This is a genomic window from Nonomuraea guangzhouensis, assembly GCF_019396345.1.
GTDB classification, from domain to species: Bacteria; Actinomycetota; Actinomycetes; order Streptosporangiales; family Streptosporangiaceae; genus Nonomuraea; species Nonomuraea guangzhouensis.
Map to the genome: position 1 here is coordinate 402,852 of NZ_JAHKRM010000008.1, position 21,829 is coordinate 424,680.

The 21,829-nt window shown below is 71.3% G+C and carries 18 protein-coding genes; 13 read left to right on the forward strand and 5 right to left on the reverse strand.

The annotated features are described in order from the left end of the window. Window positions 1-88 precede the first annotated feature (88 nt). From KME78_RS19070 to KME78_RS19100, 7 genes are read left to right on the forward strand one after another with little or no spacing between them, the layout of a single operon-like run. On the forward strand, window positions 89-1,168 hold the full coding sequence (locus KME78_RS19070) for an S-methyl thiohydantoin desulfurase family protein (protein ID WP_246651319.1): 1,080 nt from the start codon (window positions 89-91) through the stop codon (window positions 1,166-1,168). Further along, window positions 1,161-2,780, forward strand: a complete 1,620-nt coding sequence (locus KME78_RS19075; protein WP_219530404.1) for a hydantoinase/oxoprolinase N-terminal domain-containing protein — start codon at window positions 1,161-1,163, stop codon at window positions 2,778-2,780. The genes KME78_RS19070 and KME78_RS19075 overlap by 8 nt, the downstream gene beginning before the upstream one ends. Before the next feature lie 23 nt (window positions 2,781-2,803). Continuing rightward, window positions 2,804-4,423 (forward strand): ABC transporter substrate-binding protein, encoded by a 1,620-nt coding sequence (locus tag KME78_RS19080; RefSeq protein ID WP_219530405.1) that lies wholly within the window; start codon window positions 2,804-2,806, stop codon window positions 4,421-4,423. A gap of 3 nt (window positions 4,424-4,426) precedes the next feature. Beyond that, the gene (locus KME78_RS19085) at window positions 4,427-5,443 is read left to right on the forward strand and encodes an ABC transporter permease (protein WP_219530406.1); all 1,017 of its coding nucleotides are present in this window, start codon (window positions 4,427-4,429) and stop codon (window positions 5,441-5,443) included. Continuing rightward, window positions 5,440-6,306, forward strand: coding sequence for an ABC transporter permease (locus tag KME78_RS19090; protein ID WP_219530407.1), 867 nt, complete (start codon window positions 5,440-5,442; stop codon window positions 6,304-6,306). Before KME78_RS19085 ends, KME78_RS19090 begins: the two co-directional genes overlap by 4 nt. Next, a complete protein-coding gene (locus KME78_RS19095) occupies window positions 6,303-7,037 on the forward strand; it encodes an ATP-binding cassette domain-containing protein (protein WP_219530408.1) in 735 nt (244 codons plus the stop codon). The genes KME78_RS19090 and KME78_RS19095 overlap by 4 nt, the downstream gene beginning before the upstream one ends. A gap of 2 nt (window positions 7,038-7,039) precedes the next feature. After that, window positions 7,040-7,906, forward strand: a complete 867-nt coding sequence (locus KME78_RS19100) for an ABC transporter ATP-binding protein (protein WP_246651443.1) — start codon at window positions 7,040-7,042, stop codon at window positions 7,904-7,906. 13 nt (window positions 7,907-7,919) lie between these two features. On the opposite strand, the gene KME78_RS19105 is transcribed toward KME78_RS19100, so the two are convergent. Next, a complete protein-coding gene (locus KME78_RS19105; protein WP_219530410.1) occupies window positions 7,920-8,396 on the reverse strand; it encodes a MarR family winged helix-turn-helix transcriptional regulator in 477 nt (158 codons plus the stop codon). 73 nt (window positions 8,397-8,469) lie between these two features. Between KME78_RS19105 and KME78_RS19110 the strand changes: the two genes are divergently transcribed. Then, on the forward strand, window positions 8,470-9,861 hold the full coding sequence (locus KME78_RS19110; protein WP_246651320.1) for an MFS transporter: 1,392 nt from the start codon (window positions 8,470-8,472) through the stop codon (window positions 9,859-9,861). Window positions 9,862-9,900: 39 nt separating this feature from the next. On the opposite strand, the gene KME78_RS19115 is transcribed toward KME78_RS19110, so the two are convergent. Together KME78_RS19115 and KME78_RS19120 are read right to left on the reverse strand one after the other, a co-directional pair. Then, on the reverse strand, window positions 9,901-10,257 hold the full coding sequence (locus KME78_RS19115; RefSeq protein WP_219530411.1) for a DUF742 domain-containing protein: 357 nt from the start codon (window positions 10,255-10,257) through the stop codon (window positions 9,901-9,903). Next, the gene (locus tag KME78_RS19120; RefSeq protein ID WP_246651321.1) at window positions 10,250-12,151 is read right to left on the reverse strand and encodes a sensor histidine kinase; all 1,902 of its coding nucleotides are present in this window, start codon (window positions 12,149-12,151) and stop codon (window positions 10,250-10,252) included. Before KME78_RS19120 ends, KME78_RS19115 begins: the two co-directional genes overlap by 8 nt. A 161-nt stretch (window positions 12,152-12,312) precedes the next feature. Between KME78_RS19120 and KME78_RS19125 the strand changes: the two genes are divergently transcribed. After that, on the forward strand, window positions 12,313-13,878 hold the full coding sequence (locus tag KME78_RS19125) for an ABC transporter substrate-binding protein (RefSeq protein WP_219530412.1): 1,566 nt from the start codon (window positions 12,313-12,315) through the stop codon (window positions 13,876-13,878). A 160-nt stretch (window positions 13,879-14,038) separates the two neighbouring features. Here KME78_RS19125 and KME78_RS19130 read toward each other — a convergent pair whose 3' ends face one another. Continuing rightward, window positions 14,039-14,248, reverse strand: coding sequence for a hypothetical protein (locus KME78_RS19130; RefSeq protein WP_219530468.1), 210 nt, complete (start codon window positions 14,246-14,248; stop codon window positions 14,039-14,041). A gap of 407 nt (window positions 14,249-14,655) precedes the next feature. On the opposite strand from KME78_RS19130, the gene KME78_RS19135 reads away from it, so the two are divergent. Beyond that, window positions 14,656-15,282, forward strand: a complete 627-nt coding sequence (locus tag KME78_RS19135) for a hypothetical protein (RefSeq protein ID WP_219530466.1) — start codon at window positions 14,656-14,658, stop codon at window positions 15,280-15,282. Window positions 15,283-15,337: 55 nt separating this feature from the next. Here the strand turns inward: KME78_RS19135 and KME78_RS19140 are convergent, their stop codons facing one another. Further along, the gene (locus KME78_RS19140; protein ID WP_219530413.1) at window positions 15,338-16,495 is read right to left on the reverse strand and encodes an MFS transporter; all 1,158 of its coding nucleotides are present in this window, start codon (window positions 16,493-16,495) and stop codon (window positions 15,338-15,340) included. 75 nt (window positions 16,496-16,570) lie between these two features. Between KME78_RS19140 and KME78_RS67190 the strand changes: the two genes are divergently transcribed. The 3 genes from KME78_RS67190 (at window position 16,571) to KME78_RS19155 (ending at window position 21,812) form a co-directional block, all read left to right on the forward strand. After that, on the forward strand, window positions 16,571-19,207 hold the full coding sequence (locus tag KME78_RS67190) for an ATP-binding protein (RefSeq protein ID WP_219530414.1): 2,637 nt from the start codon (window positions 16,571-16,573) through the stop codon (window positions 19,205-19,207). 68 nt (window positions 19,208-19,275) lie between these two features. Further along, the gene (locus tag KME78_RS19150) at window positions 19,276-20,640 is read left to right on the forward strand and encodes a DNA-3-methyladenine glycosylase 2 family protein (RefSeq protein ID WP_219530467.1); all 1,365 of its coding nucleotides are present in this window, start codon (window positions 19,276-19,278) and stop codon (window positions 20,638-20,640) included. After that, entirely contained in the window at window positions 20,637-21,812 is a 1,176-nt protein-coding gene (locus KME78_RS19155; RefSeq protein WP_219530415.1) for an MFS transporter, read from the forward strand. The genes KME78_RS19150 and KME78_RS19155 overlap by 4 nt, the downstream gene beginning before the upstream one ends. Window positions 21,813-21,829 lie beyond the last annotated feature (17 nt).

A 21,829-nucleotide genomic window follows, 5' to 3' on the forward strand; every position in this document is an offset into this window, starting at 1 on the left:
GAAGCTTGCCCCCACGCGAGCCTCGCCGCACAGACCTGACAGGCCTGACTGGCGCAACGGGTGGCTATGTGCTTGGTTGTGTCGCCATATGAGTATCGACATCAGCGACATTCCCGCCCTCGCCCGGGGATGTGCCGTGCTGGGCACCGGAGGCGGCGGAGACGTGCGGACCGGGTCGCTGGCGGCGATCCGGGCGATCCAGACGTACGGGCCGGTGCCGCTCGTGGAGCTGGCGGAGCTGCCCGGAGACGCGCTGGTCGTACCGCTGTCCGGCATCGGCGCGCCGACCGTCAGCCACGAGATGATCCACAGCGAGGACGAGGCCAAGCGGATCGCGGAGGAGATCGAGCGGATCTTCGGCCGCCCGCCGGCCGCGGTCATGTCGTCGGAGATCGGCGGGTCGAACGGTGTCGCACCCGTCGCCTGGGCCGCCCAGCTCGGCCTGCCGCTGCTGGACGCCGACGCCATGGGCCGGGCGTTCCCCGAGGTGCAGATGGTGTCGATGTACGTGGCTGGGCTGCCCGCCGACCTCGTCGTCATGTCCGACGTCGTGGGGAACGTCGTGACGATCCGCCCCGTCGACGGCCTCTGGTCGGAGCGGCTGGCGCGCGCCGTCTGCGTGGCGGCGGGCTCGACCGCCCTGATGGCCGACTACGTGCTCACCGCCGCGCAGGCGCGCGGCGCGGTCATCGAGGGTACGGTCACCCGCGCGCTGGCCATCGGCCGCGCCACCGAGGGCGCGGCGGAGCCGCTGCGCGCGCTGACGGAACGGCTCGGCGCGGCCCGGCTGATCACCGGCAAGCTGACGGACGTCGAACGGCGTACGACCGGCGGGTTCGTCAGGGGCACGGCCACGATCGAGGGCACCGGCGACGACCGGGGCCGCACGCTCACGCTGGAGCTCCAGAACGAGAACCTCGTCGCCGTCGAGAACGGCCGGCCCAGAGCCATGGTTCCGGACCTGATCACCGTGGTCGACACCGAGACGGCCGCCGCCGTCCAGACCGAGGGCCTGCGGTACGGCCAGCGCGTCACGGTGCTCGCCTGGCCGTGCGACCCGCTGTGGCGGACGCCCAAGGGGCTGGAGACGGCGGGGCCGCGCGCGTTCGGCTACGACCTGGAGTACGTGCCCATCGAGGAGCTGGTGAAGGGGGATCCGCGTGGCTGAGGGCGCGTTACGGATCGGGATCGACGTCGGCGGCACGAACACGGACGCCGTCGTCCTGGACGCCGCCGACCGGGTGGTCGCCAAGGCCAAGCGGCCGACGACGCCGGACGTGACCGCGGGGCTGCGGGCGGCGCTGGACGCGGTGCTCGCCGAGGTGGTCGCGTGGGACAGGATCACCCGGGTCATGCTGGGCACCACGCACGCTACCAACGCGATCCTGGAGCGCAGGAACCTCGGCCGGGTGGCGGTGCTGCGGCTCGGCGCGCCCGCGACCACGTCGGTGCCGCCGCTCTCCGACTGGCCGGACGACCTGCGCAAGGTCGTGTCCGCGGGCGAGGCCATCGTGCCGGGCGGCCACTACGTCGACGGCCGCGAGATCAGCCCGCTCGACCTCGGCGCGATCCGCCGGTTCCTGGACGGCGTGCGGGCCGACGCCGTGGCGGTGACCGGCGTGTTCAGCCCGGCCAGCGCCGACCAGGAGCGGGTCGTCGAGGAACTGGTCGGGAACGAGTACGGGCTGCCCGTCTCGGTGAGTCACGAGATCGGCTCACTCGGGCTGCTGGAGCGCGAGAACGCGACCGTGCTCAACGCCGCCCTGTACGGCGTGGCGGCGCACGTGACCGACGCCCTTGTGACGGCGCTGGCCGAACGGGGGCTGGGCGCCCAGCCGTACCTCGCCCAGAACGACGGCACGTTGATGACGGTGGCGCACGCCGCGCGGCTGCCGGTGTCCACGATCGGCTCCGGACCGGCGAACTCGCTGCGCGGGGCCGCCTTCCTGTCGGGGGTGCGCGACGCGGTCGTGGCCGACGTGGGTGGCACCTCCACGGACCTGGGCGTGCTGGCCGGCGGGTTCCCGAGGGAGTCGGCGGCGGCGGTGGAGATCGGCGGGGTGCTGACGAACTTCCGGATGCCGGACATCCTGGCCATCGCGCTGGGCGGCGGCACCGTGGTCAGAGCAGCCGATGTGGGGCCGGATTCTGTGGGGTACCGGATCGCGGAGGAGGCGCTGGTGTTCGGCGGCTCCACGATGACGGTCACCGACGCCGCCGTGGCGGGCGGCCGCGTCCCGGCGGACGCGGCCGGCTGGCGCGAACGGCTGGAAACAGCCGTCCGGGAGGCTCACGCCGACCAGGCTGTGGAGGCCGCGCGAACGGCAGCGCACGGCAAGGGCGACATGTCGGAAACTTTCGGAGACACTCTGCAAAGGGCACTGGCCGTCGCCGACGCGATGGTGATCGACGCCGTGGACCGGATGGCGCTCGGCCGGGCCGACCGTCCGCTGGTGGCGGTGGGTGGCGGCGCGTTCCTGCTGCCCGCCGAGATCCCCGGCGTGAGCCGCGTCATCCGCCCGGAACACGCCGAGGTGGCCAACGCCGTCGGCGCAGCGATCGCCCTGGCGAGCGGCAGAGTGGATACGATCTTGCCGGCGGGCGAAAGCCGGTCAAAGGCGATCGAAAGAGCCAAGGAGGAAGCGGCGGCTCGTGCCGTGGCCGCAGGCGCGGATCCGGCCGGGGTGGAGATCGTCGACCTGCTCGAGGTGCCGCTGAGCTACCTTTCCGAGCCCGCGGTGCGGGTACACGTCAAAGCCGCCGGACCTCTCTCCCGGTGACAGATCGAAAGGACTCCCCACCCATGCGCTGGCACAAGCGTCTGCTCGTCGCCGGGGTCGCCGGTGCCGTGGCCATGACCGCATCCGCGTGCGCGGGCGGCCAGGTGCGCGGTGCGGATCGAAGCCCGAAGCCGAGCGCCACGACGAGCGACTCCGCCGTCCCCGCCGCCAAGGCCAACGACGCCACCTTCGTCTACGCGCCCAATCTCGACGTGGTGACGGACTGGGACCCCGCGACCTCGTACTCCAACGAGATCATCGCTATGTCCAACATCTATGAGGGCCTGACCAGGTACAACACCCAGTCGCAGAAGCCCGAGCCGCGTCTGGCCACCGAGTGGACGTCGGCCGAGGGCGGCAAGCAGTGGACGTTCAAGCTGCGCCAGGGCGTGAAGTTCCACACCGGCGCCAGTGTGGACGCCGAGGCGGCCAAGAAGGCCATCGAGCGCACGATCAAGATGAACGCGGGCGCCGCCTACATCTGGGGCTCGGTCAAGACGATCGAGACGCCCGACCCGGCGACGCTGAAGTTCACCCTCAAGTACGCGGCGCCGCTCGACCTGATCGCCTCCTCCGGCTACGCCGCCTACATCTATGACACGGCCGCCGCCGACAAGCTCAAGGACGGCAAGACCGACGCCGGCACCGGCCCGTACACCATCGACACCTGGCAGAAGGGCAAGGAGACCGAGCTCACGCTGAAGGCGTACGAGGGCTACTGGGGCGGCTGGAAGCCCGAGCAGTACAAGAAGATCGCCTTCCGGGTCACCCCCGAGATCACCACCTCCTGGCAGTTGCTGCAGAAGGGCGAGGTGAACTTCGTTCCGCGCATGAACCCGCAGCTCTACGAGCAGGCGGGCGCGACCCAGGGCGTGCAGCCCTCGCAGACGCCGTCCTTCCAGAACCTCCTCCTGCTGTTCAACACCGCGACGGGTCCGATGAAGGACGTCAGAATCCGGCAGGCGCTCCAGCTCGCGATCGACTACGACGGCCTCATCGCGGCGCTGAAGGGCGCGGGCCGGAAGAGCACCGGCCTGGTTCCGCAGGGCCTCATCGGCTACACCGCCCAACTGGAGCCCAAGCAGGACCTGGCCAAGGCGCAGGCGCTGCTCGCCGAGGCGGGCTACGGCCGCGACCTGCCCGAGCTGAAGCTGAAGATGACCTACGCCCAGGGCGACGAGGACCAGAAGCTCCTGGTCACGCTGCTCAGCTCGGCGCTGAAGGAGCTCAACGTGCGCCTGGAGGCCAAGCCGATGGCCTGGAACGCGCAGTGGGACCAGGGCAAGAAGCAGGGTCAGGACATCTTCGTCATGTACTGGTATCCCGACTACGCCGACGCGTACTCGTGGTTCCTCAACGTGTTCAGGAGCGCGGACAAGCCGCAGTTCAACCTCTCCTACCTGAAGAACGCCGAGATCGACAAGGAGATCGACGCGTTGCCGCAGCTCACGGCCACCGACAGGTTCGCCGCCGAGCAGTCGTACGCGACCCTGCAGAAGCAGATCATCCAGGACCAGGCCGCGGTGGCGGTGCCGTACGTGCAGACCTACCAGCGCGCACTGACGGCGGACGTCCAGGGGTACGTCGACAACCCGGCCTATCCCAACGTGGTCTTCTTCTACGATCTCAAGCCCGCAAGCTGACCCATGCCGCGCTATCTGGTCCGCCGCCTCGGCCAGGCTCTCCTGGTCGTGGCCGGCGTGATCGTGCTCACGTTCGCCGTCATGCGGCTGGTGCCCGGCGATCCGGCGGTCGCGTTCGCCGGGCCGAAGGCGACTCCTGAGGAGCTCGCCGCGGCCCGGCTGCGGTTCGGGCTGGACGACGCGATCCCGGTGCAGCTCTGGAACTACGTCAGGGATCTGGTGACGGGCGACTGGGGCACCAGCCTGCGTACCCGGCAGCCGGTCCGCGACGATCTGCTGCTCGCCTTCCCCGCCTCGCTGGAGCTGGTCGGCACGGCGCTGCTCATCGCGATCGCGGTGGGCATTCCGGTCGGGGTGCTCGCCGCCCGCTATAAGACGAAATTTCCGGACTTTGGGGTGCGGATCACCAGCATGCTGGCGGTCTCGGTGCCGGTGTTCTGGCTGGGCCTGGCCATGCAGACGGTGTTCGCCAGCAACCTCGGCTGGTTCCCGATCGCCGGCGAGTACGACGGCACCCTCGACACCACCAGCCCGCTGACGCTCTGGACCAACATCACCCTCGTCGACGCGCTCATCACCGGCAACTGGCCGATCCTCACCAGCACGCTCGAACACCTGGTGCTGCCCGCCCTGGTCGTGGCGGCCTACCCGACGGGCGTGATCGCGCAGATGACCAGGGCGGCGCTCATCGAGGAGTCCGGTCAGGACCACGCCCGGCTGGAGCGGGCGCTGGGCTTCGGGGAGACGTCGATCCTGACCAGGTTCGCGCTGCGGCCCGCGCTGAACCCGGTGCTGTCCCTGATCGCCCTGGTCTTCGCGTACGCGATCGTGAACGGGTTCCTGGTCGAGGCGGTGTTCAACTGGCCGGGGCTGGGCCGCTACGCCGTCCAGTCGATCTCCAGCCGCGACACTCCGGCCATCGCGGGCGTCACGCTGCTGGTCGCCATGGTCTATGTGCTGGCCAACCTGATCGTGGACCTCCTTCAGGGCGTGGTCGACCCGAGAGCGAGGGCCCGATGACGGAGACGCGGGTGGCCGAGGAGCCGGTGCGGCCGCGCCGGACGCTGCCGAAGGTCACCGACCGGTTCGCCGCCGCCGGGGCGGTGCTCATCGTGCTCATCCTGCTGGCCGCGGTCCTGGCGCCGTGGCTCGCGCCGTACCCCGTGGACCGGCTCGATCCCGTCCACAGCCTGCTCCCGCCGAGCGGCGCGCACTGGTTCGGGACCGACAAGGTCGGGCGGGACGTGCTCACGCAGATCCTTTACGGCGGGCGGACCTCGCTGACCATCGCCGTGGCCGTGCTGGCGATGTCGGCGGTCGTGGGTGTCACGCTGGGCGTGGTGGCGGGCTACGCGGGCGGCTGGCTGCGGGACGTCATCATGCGCGTCACCGACGTCTTCCTGGCCTTCCCCGCGCTGCTGCTGTCGCTGGCCCTGGCCGTGGTGCTGGAGCCCAGCGTGACGACCGCGATCGTGGCCATCGCGGTGACCTGGTGGCCCTGGTACGCCCGGCTGGCCGCCTCCGTGGCGGCCTCCATCTCCACCCGGAGTTACGTGGACGCGGCCCGCTGCCTGGGCGTGCCCGCGCCCATGATCATCCTGAGACACGTCCTGCCGAACTCGCTCACCCCCGTCCTGGTCCAGATCTCCCTCGACGCGGGCGGGGTGATCCTCACCGCCGCCGCGCTGTCGTACCTGGGGCTCGGCGCGCAGGAGCCGACGGCGGAGTGGGGGCTGATGGTGGAGCAGGGGCAGACGCTGTTCACCACGAACTGGTGGGTCGTGACGTTCCCCGGGCTGGCGATCCTGGTGACGGCCTTCGCCTTCAATGTTTTGGGCGAGGGGCTGCGCAACGCCCTCGATCCACGAAGGGTCGTGAAGTGATCGAGGTCAGGGATCTTCAGGTGCGGTACGGCGAGCGGCTGGTCGCCGACGTGCCCGAGCTGGACGTGCGTGAAGGGGAGTGCGTGGCGATCGTGGGGGAGAGCGGGTCGGGCAAGTCGACCACGCTGCTCTCGCTGCTGGGCCTCACCGAAGGCGCCCACGTATCCGGAAATATCCGGGTCTGTGGGGTTGAGGTGCTCCAAGCGCCGGAACGGCGGCTCCGCGAGATCCGGGGCGCCCGGGTCGCGCTCGTGATGCAGTCGCCCCAGGCAGCGCTCAGCCCCACGACCCGCCTGGGTACCCTGATGCGCCGCGCGCTGAAGCTGCACGGCCTGGGCGGCGACCGGGTCATGGTGGAGGCCGTCGAGGCGGTCATGCTCGACCCGGGCATCCTGCGCCGCTATCCGCACGAGATCTCGGGCGGCCAGGCGCAGCGGTTCGCGATCGCGCTGGCCATCGCGCTCGGCGCCGAGGTGATCCTGGCCGACGAGCCCACCAGCGCGCTCGACGTGACCGTGCAGGCCGAGGTCGTCGGCGTGCTGCGGCGGCTGCGCGAGGAACGCGGCCTGGCCCTGCTGCTCGTCTCCCACGACCTGGCCCTGGTCTCCACGATCGCAGACCGGGTGCTGGTCATGAAGGACGGCGCGGTCGTGGAGAGCGGCCCGGCCGCCGAGGTGCTCGCCGCGCCGTCCCATCCGTACACCCGCGAGCTGCTGGAGGCGCTGCCGTGACGATGCTCAGGGCGGAGGGGGTGACGCTCGGGTACGGCCGGACGCCCGTCGTGCACGACGTCACGCTCGACCTCGTCGAGGGCGGCGTCGGCCTGATCGGCGAGAGCGGCTCGGGCAAGACCACGCTGGCGCGGGCCTTCCTCGGCCTGCTCACCCCCACATCAGGAAATATCTGGTACGGCCAGCAAACCCTGAAAAATGCGGACATGAAGGCGTTCCGCAAGGACGTCCAACCGGTCTTCCAAGCCGAAGCCCTCGACCCCAGGATGCGCGTCGGCGGCTCCATAGCCGAAGCCCTGCCGAGGAACGCCAGGCACCGCGTCCCCGAACTCCTGGAACAGGTCGGCCTCTCCCCGGACCTGGCCACCAGGCGCCCGCACCAGCTCTCGGGAGGTCAGCGGCAGCGCGTGGTCATCGCCAGGGCGCTCGCGGTCGGCCCGCGGCTGCTCATCCTGGACGAGCCCACCAGCGCGCTCGACGTGACCGTCCAGGCCAGGATCCTCGACCTGCTGGCCGGCCTCGACACCGAACGCCTGCTCATCACCCACAACCTGGCCGTGGTCGGCCGGCTCTGCCGCACCTCGCACGTCCTGTTCGCGGGCCGCGTCGTGGAGTCGGGCCCGACGGCCGACATTCTGGCCAAGCCCGCGCACCCGTACACGCTGGCGCTGCGTGACGCCGTACCGAAGCTCGGGGGCGAGCCGCCCGTGACCACGGGCAGGACCGAGGCGCGGCCCGCCGGGACGGGCTGCCCGTTCCGGCTGCGCTGCCCGCTGGCGGTGCCGGAGTGCGAGGAGGCGCCCGCGCTCAGGGACGTCGACGGCCGTCAGGTGGCCTGCCACCGCGCCGAGGACGTGTTGGTGGGCTGAACGACGGGACCGTTCACCTGGTGGCGGTGTCCGCGTAGCGGTCCTGCAGATGGGTGCACAGGTCGTCGGAGAGCTTGGACAGCAGCCGCCCCAGCTCGGCCCGTTCGGCGTCGGGCCAGTCGGAGATCGCGGCGTCGAACCACTGCGTGGTGACCCGGCGGCAACTGGCGGCCGCCGCGGCGCCCTCGTCGGTGAGCGCGATCCGCCAGGCCCGGCCGTCGTCGGGGTCCTTGACCCGGGAGAGCAGCCCGCGCTGTTCCAGTGACGAGACGTGCCGGGTCACGTGCGGGCTCTCCACCTGCAGACCCTCGGCGATCGCGCCCACCCTGCGCGGCTCGCCCGCGTCCAGCAGATAGACGAGGATCTGCACGTCGGGCCGGTCGAGCCGGATACCCGCCGCCTCGGTCAGCCGCTCGTGCGTCTTGGCGCGGTTGAGGGTGGTCACCAACCGTCTGAAGGCCGCCACGGTCTTGTTGAGGTCTTCGCCCATCGCTTTGCTTACCTAACTTACGTATGTATTATCGTCTCTCGGTTACTTACCCAAGTTATCTAAAGGAGCCGTCATGGCGACAGTGGTCGCTCCCCCTCAGCGTGAGATCTCGAACAAGAGCCCGTGGCCCGCAGTGGTCGCGCTGGCGCTCGCGGCCTCCATCGCCGCATTGCAGAACACCGCGGTGGTTCCCCTGCTTCCCGTGCTCCAGCGCGAGCTGCATACCTCGCTTTCGGCCGTGAGCTGGACGCTCACCCTCAGCCTGTTGGTCGGCGCGGTGTCCACGCCGCTGCTGTCGAGGTTCGGCGACATGTACGGCAGACGGACGATCATCCTCGGCGCGCTGGCGCTCCTGGTGATCGGCTCAGTCCTGGCCGGGCTCGCCACCTCGCTGCCGATGTTGCTGGTGGCCCGGGTCCTGCAGGGGTTCGTGGCGGCGTTGGTGCCACTGTCCATCGGAGTGGTCCGTGACCTGCTGCCCAGGGAGCAGCTGGCCACCGGCATCGGGGTGGTCAGCGCGACAATGGGCTTCGGCAGCGGTGGCGGGATGATCCTCGCGGGGCTTGCCTCGGGTGACTACCACGCCGTGTTCTGGATCACCGCCGCGGTCACGGTGGTCGCCGCGGTGATCGTCGCCCTCCTGGTGCGCGACCGGGTTCCGGGCGGCGGCGGGCGCCCCGACCTGGCCGGGGCGTTCCTGCTGACCGTGTGGCTCGTCGCGTTGCTGCTGGCCATCAGCGAAGGCGGCTCGTGGGGCTGGGGCTCGCCGGGGGTGCTCGGGCTGTTCGCGGTCACGGTGCTGGCCGCGCTGGCCTGGGTGGCCGTCGAGCGGCGGGTGGCCGAGCCGCTGGTGCAGATGTCGATGCTGGTCCAGCGGGGCACGATCGGCGCGACGGTGGCCTCGATGCTGCTCGGGTTCGCCTTCTTCACCGTCATGACGGGTGTGTCCGGGTTCACCCAGGCGCCGGCCTCGGGTCTGGGGGCCTCGACCTTGCAGGTGGGGTTCTACCTGCTGCCCAGCACGCTGTTCATGCTGGTGATCTCGTTGTTCGCCGGGCAGTTCATGCGCCGGTTCTCGGCCTCGTCGATGGTGGCGGCCGGTGGCGGCGTCGTCGGGCTCGCGGCGCTCTGGCTGGTCTTCGCCCACCGGACCGGCGGCGATATCTACGTGGCGACGTCACTGCTGGGCATCGGGCTCGGCGTGGGCTACGCGGCTCTCGGCACCATGGCGGTCGAGCACGTCAGCCCGGACAAGACGGCGCTGGCCGCCGGGGTCAACGCACTGGTGCGCATCGTGGGCGGCAGCACCGCGGGCGCCGTCATCGCCGCGGTCCTGGCCGCCCAGCCGGGCGTACTCGGGTACCAGTGGGTCTTCGGTGTCGCCGCCGTCGCGGGCGGGGTGGCCGCGGTGTTCGCGGCCGTGTTCGGCCTGCTCAACCGGCGCGTCGCCATCGCGACGCCGTAAGGCGCCGCTCAGGGGCGTGATCAGCGGCCTGAGAGCGCCTCAGAGCGCCTTCAGGCCGCTGATCACCTCCAGCAGCACCGTGGCGTCCGGCGCGGAGCGCGGCGGCTCGACCTGGATGAGCTGCTGCGCGTGCAGGTCGCCGCAGAGGACCCTGACCACACCGATGGGCAGGTTCAGCTCGGCGGCCACGTCCACCAGCCGGGTCGGCCTCGTGCACTTCTGCATGATGATCAGATGCTCGGGGCCCAGCCCGGCGGGCGGCGCCAGGCCACCGGCCGTGATGATCACCGCGAGGAGGTCGACGGCCTCGCTCGCGGGGACGGTACGGCCCCGGGTCAGTAAGTAGGCGGGGACGATGGGACCCGCGTCCTCATCCAGCCACCGCTCGTCATTCACTTGGCACCACCCGCATCGTCCGTGGGGCGGGCTCCTGGGCGCGGTCCTCCGGCTCGGCCGGCGGGTCGCTCACGTGTTCTGCCGGGATCAACACGATCGCGGTGGTCCCTCCATATGGTGAACCGCGTAATGTCACGCGGATGTCATGCCTGGCGGCCAGGCGGGAGACGACGAAAAGGCCGAGCCGGTCACTGTCGGCCAGGTCGAACTCCGGGGGGCTGGCCAGCCGCTCGTTGAAGTCGGCCAGCTCCTCTTCGCTCATCCCGAGACCGCGGTCCTCCACCTCGAAGACGAAGCCGCGGGCCGCCGCCTCGCCGCGCACGATGACCGTGGTGTGCGGTGGGGAGTTGACGGTGGCGTTCTCGATGAGCTCGGCGATCAGGTGGATCACGTCGCCGACGACCGGCCCGGCCAGGCGCTGCCCGGGCATCGGCTCGACGGTGACCCGCTGGTAGTCCTCGACCTCGGCCGCCGCGCCGCGCGCCACGTCGAGCAGCGGCACGGGCTTGCTCCAGCCGCGGCCGGGGGTGGCGCCCGACAGGATGATCAGGCCCTCGGCGTGGCGGCGCATGCGCGTGGTCAGGTGGTCGAGGCGGAACAGGTCGTCGAGGGCGTCCGTGTCGGTCGTACGGTGCTGCATGCCCTCGAGCTGGATCCGCTGGCGGTGCAGCAGCGTCTGGCTGCGCCTGGCCAGGTTGCGGAAGACGTAGCCGACGCCGTCGCGGAGCTGCGACTGCCCGACCGCGGCCTCCACGGCCGTCTGCTGGACGATGGAGAACGCCTGGCCGACGTCGGCGATCTCGGCGGTCGTGCTCGCCACCGACAGCTCGGGCACCTCGACCGTCTCGCCCTTGCGCAGCTTGGCCACGACCTCCGGCAGCCGCTCCCGGGCCACTTCGAGCGCGGCCAGCCGGAGCGCGCCCAGCTCCTTGGACAGGCGCGTGCCCATCCGCAGCGAGAACGCGATCGACACGATCACCAGGACGAAACACGTCCCGGCCAGCAGGAACGCCCGGTAGAGCACCGAGTCCGCCACCGGCTCCGCCCGCTCGGAGAGCATCTCGCTCGCCTGCATCTGGGCGTTCTGGAATGACTTGGCCAGCGTGTCGGCCGTGGTCAGCCAGGACTTCGGGGCGGCGCCCGCGATGATCTGGTCTTCCATGAGCCGCATCCGCTGGTAGGCGGGCGAGGTGATCAGCGACACCTGCGTGTCGCGCAGCCGCGGGTCGAGCTCGCCGAGCGCCTGATCGATGATGAAGCGCCGGTTGCCCACCCACTGGGTGAACAGCCTGCGCTCGGCGTCCGTGGTCGGCCCGACCGCGATGGCCTGCTCCCTGGTGAGCAGCTCCTTGGCGTAGCCCATGTCGATGACGATGCGCGACTGCTCATAGATCGGGATGTCGTCGATGAACGCCACCCGCCGGTGCAGGCCGAACAGCGCGTCGGTCATCGCGTTGTACGACTCGACCGTGCGCAGCCGGTCGGACAGGCCCGCGTCGATCTCGGCCCTGACCGCGTCCAGCCGGTCCATCTGCGTGAGCACCGCGTCCACCTGCGTCCGGATCGTCTCCGACGCGTTCATGGACGTGCTGGAGAGCTTCTTGAAGTCCGCGTCGGCCGCGTCCGTCTTGGTGCGCTGTGCGGCGGTGGCCGACCGGTCGGCCGGGCTCGCCGTACGCAGCAGCTTCACCGAGGCGAGGCGCTCGAGCTGGATCTGGTTGATGAGCTTGTACGCGGGCAGTCGCAGGTTGGTCCAGAGCGTCTTGTACTGGCGCAGCTCCAGGCTCTCGCTCGCGGTGACGGCGGTGATGACTCCCCAGAGCACCACCATCGAGGCAAGCGGAACCAGCAGTAGACCGATGATCTTCATGCGGATCGTTCGGCTACGACCCATGGCACCTCATTCCGGTCGGTCCCCTGCTGGCAACCCCGGACGGGACAAGCCCAGAGGATAGCAATTCGATCTCTGGAATGGCTAATTTTTCGGGACTTTTGGACTTTTGACAGGCATCGTGCAGTAGGTTTCGGCGTACATCCGCCAGAGAGGGAGCTGCGTTGCGCCGTCGTATCGCCGCGGTCGCCGCGCTGGTGCTCTCCATCGCCGCGTGTTCGACCCCGTCAGAGGTGGTACGGCAGGCACCGGCCGGCGAGTCGCCGTTCGTCTACGTCCAGAACCTGGACGTGATCACCGAATGGGATCCCAGCCGCTCGTACTCCAACGAGCTCATCGCCCTGCAGAACATCTACGAGACGCTGACCGTCTGGAATCCGGTGACCAAGAAGTCCAGCCCCCGGCTGGCCACCTCCTGGCGCTCGTCGGCCGACGGCAAGACGTGGACGTTCACCCTCCGGTCCGGCGTCACCTTCCACACCGGCAGGGCCCTGGACGCCGCGGCGGTGAAGGCGTCGATCGAGCGGACCATCAAGACCGGGACCGGGGCGTCGTACATCTGGGACGCGGTGTCCGCCATCCGGGCCGACGACATGGAGACCGTGACCTTCACCCTCAAGTACCCGGTCCCGCTGGACCTGGTCGCCTCCTCCGGCTACGCGGCCTACATCTACGACACCCAGGCCGCTCCCGACCTCGGCAAGTGGTTCCAGGCGGGCAGGGACGCGGGCTCGGGTCCGTACACGGTCGCGAGCTGGCGCAAGGGCAAGGAGAAGGAGCTCACGCTCAAGTCGTACGACGGCTACTGGGGCGGCTGGAGTCAGCCCCACTACCGCACGGTCGAGTTCCGCGTCGTGCCCGACCCCGACCGGGCCTGGAAGATGCTGCTCCGCGGCGACGTGAGCTTCGTGGACCGGCTCAACCCGCGGCTGTTCGCCAGGGCGTCGGTCACGCCGGGCCTGCGCACGTCCGCCCGGCCTTCGTTCCAGACGGCGATGCTGCTGTTCAACACGGCCGCGGGCCCGATGGCCGACGTACGGGTACGGCGCGCGGTGCAGAAGGCCGTCGACTACCAGGGCATCATCCGGGCGCTCAAGGGCGCGGCCTCACCGGCCAGCGGCATCGTGCCGGAAGGGCTGCCCGGCCACACCCCTGGGCGCGTACCGCAGCAGGACCTCGTGGAGGCCGCGCGGCAGCTCCAGCTCGCGGGCTACGGTCCCGGCCTCAAGCCCCTGCGGCTGCGGCTCACCTACGCCGAGGGCGACAACGACGAGCGGCTGCTCGTCACCAGGCTGCAGGCCACGCTCAAGACGCTCAACGTCACGCTGGACGCGCGGGCGATGCCGTGGAACGCCCAATGGGAGCTCGGCAAGAAGCACGGCCAGGACATCTTCGTCATGTACTGGTGGCCCGACTACGCCGACGGCTACTCGTGGTTCGGCAACGTCTTCCACAGTGCTGAGCCGCCGGTCTTCAACCTGGCGTACCTGAAGGACAAGCGGACGGACGCCCTGCTCGACACGCTCCCCGAGCTCACGGTGACCGACAGGGCCGCCGCCCAGCGCGGCTTCGCCCAGGCCACGAGCCGGGTGCTGGACCAGCGGGTGGCCGGCGCGCTGCCCTGGGTGGTCAACTACCAGCGCGCCTATCTCGGCGGCATCCAGGGCTATGACGACAACCCGGCCTATCCCGACGTGGTCTTCGTCTATGACTTGCGACCTGCGGGCTGACCCGCGTTTTCATGGCCTCACTTCGTGAGGCGGGCTCGGTCGTCTGAATGCCGCCGTCTTTCTCCGTCGCTCTGGTCGCTACGCTCCGTGCTTATTTGCCTCACTCCGTGAGGCGGTCTCGGTCGCCCAATGCCGCCGTCTTCCCCCGTCGCTCTGGTCGCTACGCTCCCGGCGCTCCTCCTCCAGACGACGGCACTCCCTCGCCGGCTCCTCCTCCAGACGACGGCGCTCCCTCGACGCGCTCGCGCAGTCGTTCTTTGATCTCCTCCGGGGTGTAGGCGCGGCGGCGGCGTTCGGCCCGCGCGATCGCCACCCCGGTCGCCGCGACTCCCGCGACCCCGGCCAATCCGAGTACTTTCCACCAGCGCATGTGTCTAGGGTATGAACTGTTGTCGGCGCTCGCTGTGCGTATTTGTGGTTGCCCGAAGAATTGTGGTTGGTTTTTCTGGGCCGATCGACTGCGACTGACGGTGATCAGGCGATAATGTTCGGTAACAGCCGGGTGCCTGACTGTGCGCCCGGTCCCCGCCCCCGTTGGTGTCCGCACCGACGGGACAGCGTCCGGCGGGGCGGTGGCCCAAGAGCCGCACTCCCTCCAGGAATGCGGAGTCAGGCCCCGACAACGCGGCTCTCCACCACGGTCTACCCGGCTCGCTGGGCGGACGCGGCATCGGCTTCCACCAGATCGCTACCCGGCCTCGGTCGGCGCGCGATGAGGCTACGCTGATGTTCGTTTTACTTGCGTAAACACAGAGAGCCGAAGACGCTAGCGGGGTGCTGACTCTCGACGAGGCTGTGAGCCTGACCAGGACCGGTGATGTGTGGGTCTTCCGCGGGCGCTCGGTGCCGGACCGCGCCATCCAGACGATGACCAACAGCCCGATCAACCACGTCGGCATGGCGATCGTGGTCGAGGACCTGCCGCCCATGATGTGGCACGCCGAGCTCGGCAGGTCGCTGCCCGACCTCTGGACGGGCACCCACCAGCGCGGGGTGCAACTCCACGACCTGCGCGACGCGGTCACCGTCTGGGCCAACCGGTACGGCCAGCGGGCCTGGCTCCGCCAGCTCGAACCCGAGGCGACACCCGAGATGGAGGACGCCGCCCTGCGCGCGGTGGCCCGGCTCGACGGCACGCCGTTCCCCTCCACCGCGAGGCTGGCCGCCCGCTGGGCCAGGGGACGGGTCCCGCAGCTGCGGCGCGGGATGGGGGAGCGCACGCTGGAGAGCGCCTACTGCGCCGAGATCGTCGCGGTCACGTACGAGGAGATGGGGCTGCTGCCTGGCGGGCGCCGGCCCAACTGGTACGACCCGGGCAGGTTCTGGAGCGGCGACGATCTCGACCTCGTGGGCGACCACAAGCTGGGCAACGAGATCACGGTGGGCGTCGAGCGGACCGGTTGACCCGCGTCGAGCGGGTGTCGAGCGGACTGGCCGACCCGTGTTGCGCGGACCGGGTTCAGCGGTGCGCCATGGGGCGGGTGCGCTTCAGGGCCAGCGGCAGGGTGGCGGCGACCAGCGCGGCGGTCACGGCGAATCCTACGGGGTAGCCGGTGTGACCGATGAACAGCCCGAACCCCATCGCGCCCACGCCCATCCCCGCGTCGTAGGCGAGGTTCCACAGGGCGCTGACCGGGCCCGAAGGACCGCGTTCGAGCATCAGTGCCAGCGTGGCGTTCTGCAGCACCCCGAACCCGACCCCGAACATCGCCATCCCCGCCACCACCGCGACCGGCTCGCCGGCCCAGACCTGGAGCGCGACCCCGGCGGCGGTCACGAGTATGCCGGGCACCAGCAGCCGCTCCGAGCCGTGCCCGTCCCCGATCCGGCCCGCCCACCAGCGGGCCAGCGGCGTGCCGAGCGACTGGGCGAGCAGCGCCGCCGAGGCCAGCCCCGGCGACCCGGCCAACGGCAGGAACGTCACCAGCACGCCGACCGCCAGCGTGACCGCGGCGAAGATCAGCGTGGGCCGCACCTGGACACGCAGCTCGAACGTCCCAGCATTTTCGGTGTCTCCGGTCTTTCCGGTTTCGGGTGCTATGGCGGGCAGCGCGAGCACCGTGACCAGCCCGGCCAGCGGGATCAGGCCGCCCACGACGAGCACCGGTGTGAAGCCGAGCACTCCGGCCGCCCACAGCCCCAGCGGCAGCCCGATGACCGACGGAACCCCCACCGCCACCCCGTACAGGCCCATCCCCTCGCCGCGCCGTTCGGCCGGCACCAGCTCGGCGGCCAGCGCGGTCCCCGCGACGACCAGGATGCCGAGCCCGCCACCACGCAGCAGCGCCACCGCGATGACCAGCGGCAACCCCGCGGACAGGGGCAGCAGCAAGGCGGGCAGGCCGAGCAGCACCAGCCCGAGCGCCAGCACGGCACGGTAGCCGCACCTCGACAGCAGCCACGGGACGGCCAGCTCCAGCAGAACCGTGGACAGCATCATGGCGCCGGTCGTCAAGCCCACACCGGTCTCGCCCGCGCCACCCGACGCGGCGTACAGCGGCATGGTCGCGAACAGCAGATAGAACCCCAGCAGCCCACTGGCCGCGGCGGCCATGGCCAGGAGCAGCGGGCGGGTGAGTAGCGAACCAGAAGGTGACGGCATCGGGTGAGTCAGCATAATTCCGACAGTGCCGGAGGACCGCCTCAGGCACATCGGGCATGATGCGTAGCCGCCTCTTCATAGTGTGTGGGTGTGTTCGTCGGACGTGAGAAGCAGCTCGCCGCGCTGGCGGCCGCCCTGGAGCGCACGCCGGGCGCGGTGCTCGTCGTCGGCGAGGCGGGCATCGGCAAATCGGCCCTGGTACGCGAGTTCGCGCGCGACGTCGACGCGCTGGTGGCCGAGGGTGGCGCCGACCCGGGGACGGTCCTGGAGGTGGGTGTGATGCCGTACGCGCCGTTCGTGCCGGTGTTGCGCCGCCTGGTCCGGGAGTACGGCGCCGAGCTCATCCCCGGCGGTGGCCGGATGGGGCTGGCGCGGCTGCTGCCCGAGCTCGGCGAGCTGGAGGAACACCCGGAACTGGGGCGGGCCAGGCTGTTCGAAGAGGTGTTGCTGCTGGTCGAGCGGGTGGCGGAGCGGCGGCCCGTCGTGCTCGTGTTGGAGGATCTGCACTGGGCCGATCAGGCCACTCGCGACCTGCTGGCGTTCCTGGTGCGTAACTTGACGCGGCCCGGCGTGCTGGTGATCGCGACCTCGCGTGAGCCGCTGCGCCTGCCTGTGGCCGAGGTACTCAAGGTCCCGCCGCTGGGCCGCGATGAGGTGGCGCGCCTGCTCGGCGGCACCGACGGCGGACAGAGCGTGGCGTCCGGGCTTGCCCGTGCCGACATCGACCGGATCGTGGCGCGTAGTGAGGGTAACCCGCTGTTCGCTGAGGCGCTGGCCGATGCGGGCACCACCACGCCCGCCTCGCTGCGTGACCTGCTGCTCGCCGGTGCGGAGCGGCTCGGCCGGGCCAGTCTGGACGTGCTGCGGATCGCCGCCGTGTCGTCTTCTGTGTCGCGTTCGGCGCTGTACGAGGGGAGCAGGACGCCGCACGAGGTGCTGCGGTCCGTGGCCGGACTGGACGACCTGGCACTCGACGAGGCGTTGCGGCCGGTCGTCCGGGCTCGGCTGCTGCTGGTCGATGGTGACGGCTACGTGTTCAGGCACACGCTGATCCGGGACGCCGTCTATGACGATCTGCTGCCGGGCGAGCGCATCCGGCTGCACATCCGCTGCGCCGAGGCGCGGCCCGAACTGGCCGCCGACCACTGGTACGCGGCGGGCGACAGACGCCGCGCCTTCCAGGCGGCCTGGCGGGCACACCGCTGGGACCGCGTACTGGAACTGTGGGACCACTACTCCGACGACGGAGGACACCAGGGCGACAAGGACCATTCGGTCGGCGGCATGGATTCGGTCGGTGGCATGGATCACGCCGCGGTGCTGGAGTTGGCGGCCAAGGACGCGCTGCACGTGGGGGACGCCGAGCGTGCCGAGGAGCTGGCGAGTCTGGCGCTCGACGAGGTGAGCGGCGATCCGCTGCGGGCCGCCCATCTGCTGGAGCTGCGGGTGGCGATCCGTGACCTGCTCGGCGAGGACGGCCTGGCGGATCTGCGCGAAGCGGTACGGCTGGCGCCGCGTGAGGCCCGGCTGATCGGCTCCCTCGCCAACACGCTCGCCTGGAACGGCCAGGACGCCGAGGCCCGTGCCCGCGCCGAGGACGCGCTGGCGCTCGGCGATGCCAGGTCCCTCGTCACCCTGGCCGCGCTCACCGCGCTCGAAGGTGACCTGGCGACCGCGTCGAGGTTGCACGCCGAGGCGCGGGCCGCCGCTCCCGACGACGACACGGTATTGGTCGCGTACGCCGGCGAGGCCGACGTACTGGAGGCGGCGGGGGAGCACACCAGGGCGGAGGCGGTCGCGCGCCGGGGCATGGCGCAGGCCAGGCGCGTGGGCATGGCCCGCTCGCGCGGCGCCCACATCGCCGCGAACCTGGCCGAACCCCTGGCCTCCCTCGGTCGCTGGAAGGAGGCGCGCGAGGTCATCGACGCGGCCCTGGCGCTCGAGCCGCCGCCGATCCACCGGGCCTGGCTGCTGATGGTGCTCGGCACGGTGGCGGTTTGGGAGGGTTCGCTGGAGGAGGCGGCCGATGTTCTGGATCGGGCCAGGCCGCTGATGCGCGGGCGTTCGCGGGGTTATGACTCATGCCTGGAGCCTGACCTGCTCGAAGGCAGGCTCGCCGTCGCCGCCGGTGACGTGGAGCGGGCCGGGCGGCTGGCCGACCACGTGCTGTCCGCGCACGACGTGACGCTCAGCCGCCGCTATGCCTGGCCGCTGCTGGTGATCGCCGCGCGTACGGGCCGGGTACGGCAGGCGCCTCCGGGCATGGAGACGACGGGCCGGGTCCAGGAGGCGTACCGGGCGACGTTCGAGGCGGAGTGCGGGGGCTCGTGGGCGGCCGCCGTGGCCGCGTGGCGGACGGTCGGCCAGCCGTACGCGCTGGGGCAGGCCCTGGTCAGAGCGGCCGAACAGCACCCCGAGACGGCGCGCGAACTGCTGCGTGAGGCCGCCGCCATCGCCGGTCGGCTGGGTTCGGAGCCGCTGCGGCGCGACGTCGAGGCCGCGGCGGCCAGCGGCAGGGTGAGCCTGACGGCCGATCCGGGGCTGTCGGCGCGGGAACTGGAGGTGCTGGAGCTGGTGGCCGAGGGGCTGAGCAACAAGCAGATCGCCGAGCGGTTGTTCATCTCGGCCAGGACCTCGGGTGTCCACGTGTCCAACATCATGGCCAAGCTCGGCGTGGGCTCGCGGGTCGAGGCGGCGGCCCTGGCCCGCCGTACCGGGCTCCTGTAGGGCGTCGCCGTTGGCGTCCGATCGTGGCTAGCCGCCGCGCCCCGGCGCACGTCACAGTGGGTCGGGTGATGGATGCTGACAACCTGTACGCGGTGCTCAGGAGCCGCGACCGGCGCTTCGACGGGCGGTTCTTCGTCGGGGTGGCCACCACGGGCGTCTACTGCCGGCCGAGCTGCCCGGCGGCCATGCCCAAGCCGGAGAACCTCCGCCTCTACCCCTCGGCGGCGGCCGCCCAGCAGGTGGGACATCGGGCCTGCAAGCGCTGCCGTCCCGACGCGTCGCCCGGCTCGCCCGAGTGGAACCTGCGGGCCGACGTGGCCGGGCGGGCGATGCGGCTGATCGCCGACGGGCTGGTGGACAGGGAGGGCGTCTCGGGGCTGGCCGCGCGGCTCGGCTACAGCGAGCGGCAGCTGCACCGGCTCCTGCTGGCCGAGCTCGGCGCCGGGCCGCAGGCGCTGGCCCGGGCGCAGCGGGCGCAGGCCGCGCGGATCCTGCTGGAGTCGACGGGGCTGGGGGCGGGGGAGGTGGCGTTCGCGGCTGGGTTCGCGAGCATCAGGCAGTTCAACCAGACGATCCGGCAGCTGTACGGACTGACGCCCACTGAGCTACGGTCCCGCGTCGCCGGGAAAGCCGGGAACCAGCCGCGCCCAGCGACCGCGCCGCGCCCGGCGAGGGTGCTGAGCTCGCGGGCTGTGCGGGTCCAGGTGCGGCTGGCCTATCGGCCGCCGCTGGACGCGGACGCGCTGTTCGGCTACCTGGCCGCGCGGGCCCTGCCTGGCGTCGAGGAGGGTGGGGCCGGGTTCTACCGCAGGTCGCTGCGCCTGCCGTACGGGACAGGCGTGGTGGACGTAACGGACGGCGGCGATCACATGCGGTGCGAGCTGCTGCTGGCGGACGTCAGGGACCTGGCGGTCGCCGTGCGGCGGTGCCGGGTGCTGCTCGACCTCGACGCCGACCCGCGCGAGATCGAGGAGGTCCTCGGCGCGGATCCGATGCTCGCCCCGCTGGTCGCGGCCCGTCCAGGGCTGCGCGCGCCCGGCCACGTGGACCCCGCCGAGCTGGCCGTGCGCGCGGTGTGCGGGCCGGGGGACGAGCTCGCGGAGCTGGTCGAACGGTTCGGCGAGCCGCTCGCCAGCCCGGTGGGCACCGTCACCCGCCTGTTCCCACCGGTGGCGGCGCTGGCCGAGGCAACCCCGCTCGCGGAGGCGCTGGCCACCGGGCGGCTCACGCTCGATCCGGGCGCCGACCGGGACGCGGCCGAGCGGCAGCTGCGTACCGTGCCCGGAGTGGACGAGCGGACCGCCGCCTACATCCGCATGCGCGCGCTCGCCGACCCCGACGTCTTCCTGCCCACCCAGCACGTACGGCAGGCGCCCGCGAGCTGGCGCCCCTGGCGTTCCTACGCCCTGCACCACCTGTGGGCCGCGGCATGACGCTCACCGTTCTGGCCACGCGGGACTTCCGCCGGCTGTGGATCGGCTCGTCCATCTCGCTGGTCGGCGACGGCATGACGCTGGTGGCCCTGTCCTGGCTGGTGCTCAACGGCCCCGGCGGCGTCGCCGCGCTCAGCCTGCTGGCGGCCTGCTACACCGCCCCGGTGCTGGCCGGCGGGCTGGCCGTGGGTCCACTGCTCGACCGCTTCGACAAGCGGCACGTGCTGGCCGCAGACAGCCTGGTCAGAGGCGTCGCGGTGGCCACTGTGCCGCTGACGGCCGTGCTGGGCGGGGTGCCGGGGTGGCTGCCGTTCGTGGTGGCCGCCCTGCACGGCCTGCTCAAGATGGTGCCCATGGCCGGTGTCCCGGCGGCCATCCCGGACCTCGTCGAGCCGGACGAGCTCGACAAGGCCAACGCGCTGGAGTCCCTGGCGTACGCCGTGTCCGGAATCGTGGGCTACGCCCTGGCCGGCACGTTGATCGACGCCATCGGCGCGGTGAACGTGCTCGCGCTCGACGCGGCCAGCTATCTGTGCTTCGCCGTGGCCGCGCTGCTGGTCCGCACGCCGCTGCGGCCGCACGTGACGGCGGAGACGGGCCGGCCGCGACTGGCCCACCTGCTGCGGGACCGGGCGCTGGTACGCACGACGCTGGCGTTCATGGCGTTCAACATCGCCGAGGGCGCCCTGGTGCTGGTCGCCGGGCCGTGGCTGGCCAAGGACCGGCTGCCCGGCGGACCGGCCACGCTGGCGCTGCTGCTGAGCGCCCTGTCGGTGGGCGAACTGGCAGGGGGGTTCCTGGCCGGATCATGGAAGCCGAAAACCGGCCGGATGCGGGCCATCGGGCTCGCGCAGCTCGTCGCGGCGGCCGGATTTCTGGCGGTGCTGGCCGTACCCGACCGGTGGGTGCTGGCGGCGGGCTTCCTGCTGATCGGGGTGGCGGGAGTGGTGATGACCGTCTGGGCCCAGTCGCTGCGCATGGAGCTCATCCCGCCCGCCCTGCGCGGCCGCGCGTTCAGCGTGCTCCGTACGCTCATGCAGGCCACACCGCCCCTCGGCGCCGCGGCCGTCGCCCCGCTCCTGGCCGCCGGGAACCTGACGCTGACCGCTGTCCTCATGGCCGCTCTGGCCGGGTTGCCGGCCCTTCTCCTGCTCTGGCACCCCCGGAATTAACAACTTCACAAAGCGGC

Excerpts from the sequence above, each read along its gene's own strand:
- KME78_RS19070 (WP_246651319.1), top strand. The coding sequence starts at position 89 with ATGAGTATCGACATCAGCGACATTCCCGCCCTCGCCCGGGGATGTGCC.
- KME78_RS19080 (WP_219530405.1), top strand. The coding sequence starts at position 2,804 with ATGCGCTGGCACAAGCGTCTGCTCGTCGCCGGGGTCGCCGGTGCCGTG.
- KME78_RS19085 (WP_219530406.1), top strand. The coding sequence starts at position 4,427 with ATGCCGCGCTATCTGGTCCGCCGCCTCGGCCAGGCTCTCCTGGTCGTG.
- KME78_RS19090 (WP_219530407.1), top strand. The coding sequence starts at position 5,440 with ATGACGGAGACGCGGGTGGCCGAGGAGCCGGTGCGGCCGCGCCGGACG.
- KME78_RS19100 (WP_246651443.1), top strand. The coding sequence starts at position 7,040 with ATGCTCAGGGCGGAGGGGGTGACGCTCGGGTACGGCCGGACGCCCGTC.
- KME78_RS19105 (WP_219530410.1), bottom strand. The coding sequence starts at position 8,396 with ATGGGCGAAGACCTCAACAAGACCGTGGCGGCCTTCAGACGGTTGGTG.
- KME78_RS19110 (WP_246651320.1), top strand. The coding sequence starts at position 8,470 with ATGGCGACAGTGGTCGCTCCCCCTCAGCGTGAGATCTCGAACAAGAGC.
- KME78_RS19120 (WP_246651321.1), bottom strand. The coding sequence starts at position 12,151 with ATGGGTCGTAGCCGAACGATCCGCATGAAGATCATCGGTCTACTGCTG.
- KME78_RS19130 (WP_219530468.1), bottom strand. The coding sequence starts at position 14,248 with ATGCGCTGGTGGAAAGTACTCGGATTGGCCGGGGTCGCGGGAGTCGCG.
- KME78_RS19140 (WP_219530413.1), bottom strand. The coding sequence starts at position 16,495 with ATGCTGACTCACCCGATGCCGTCACCTTCTGGTTCGCTACTCACCCGC.
- KME78_RS19150 (WP_219530467.1), top strand. The coding sequence starts at position 19,276 with ATGGATGCTGACAACCTGTACGCGGTGCTCAGGAGCCGCGACCGGCGC.
- KME78_RS19155 (WP_219530415.1), top strand. The coding sequence starts at position 20,637 with ATGACGCTCACCGTTCTGGCCACGCGGGACTTCCGCCGGCTGTGGATC.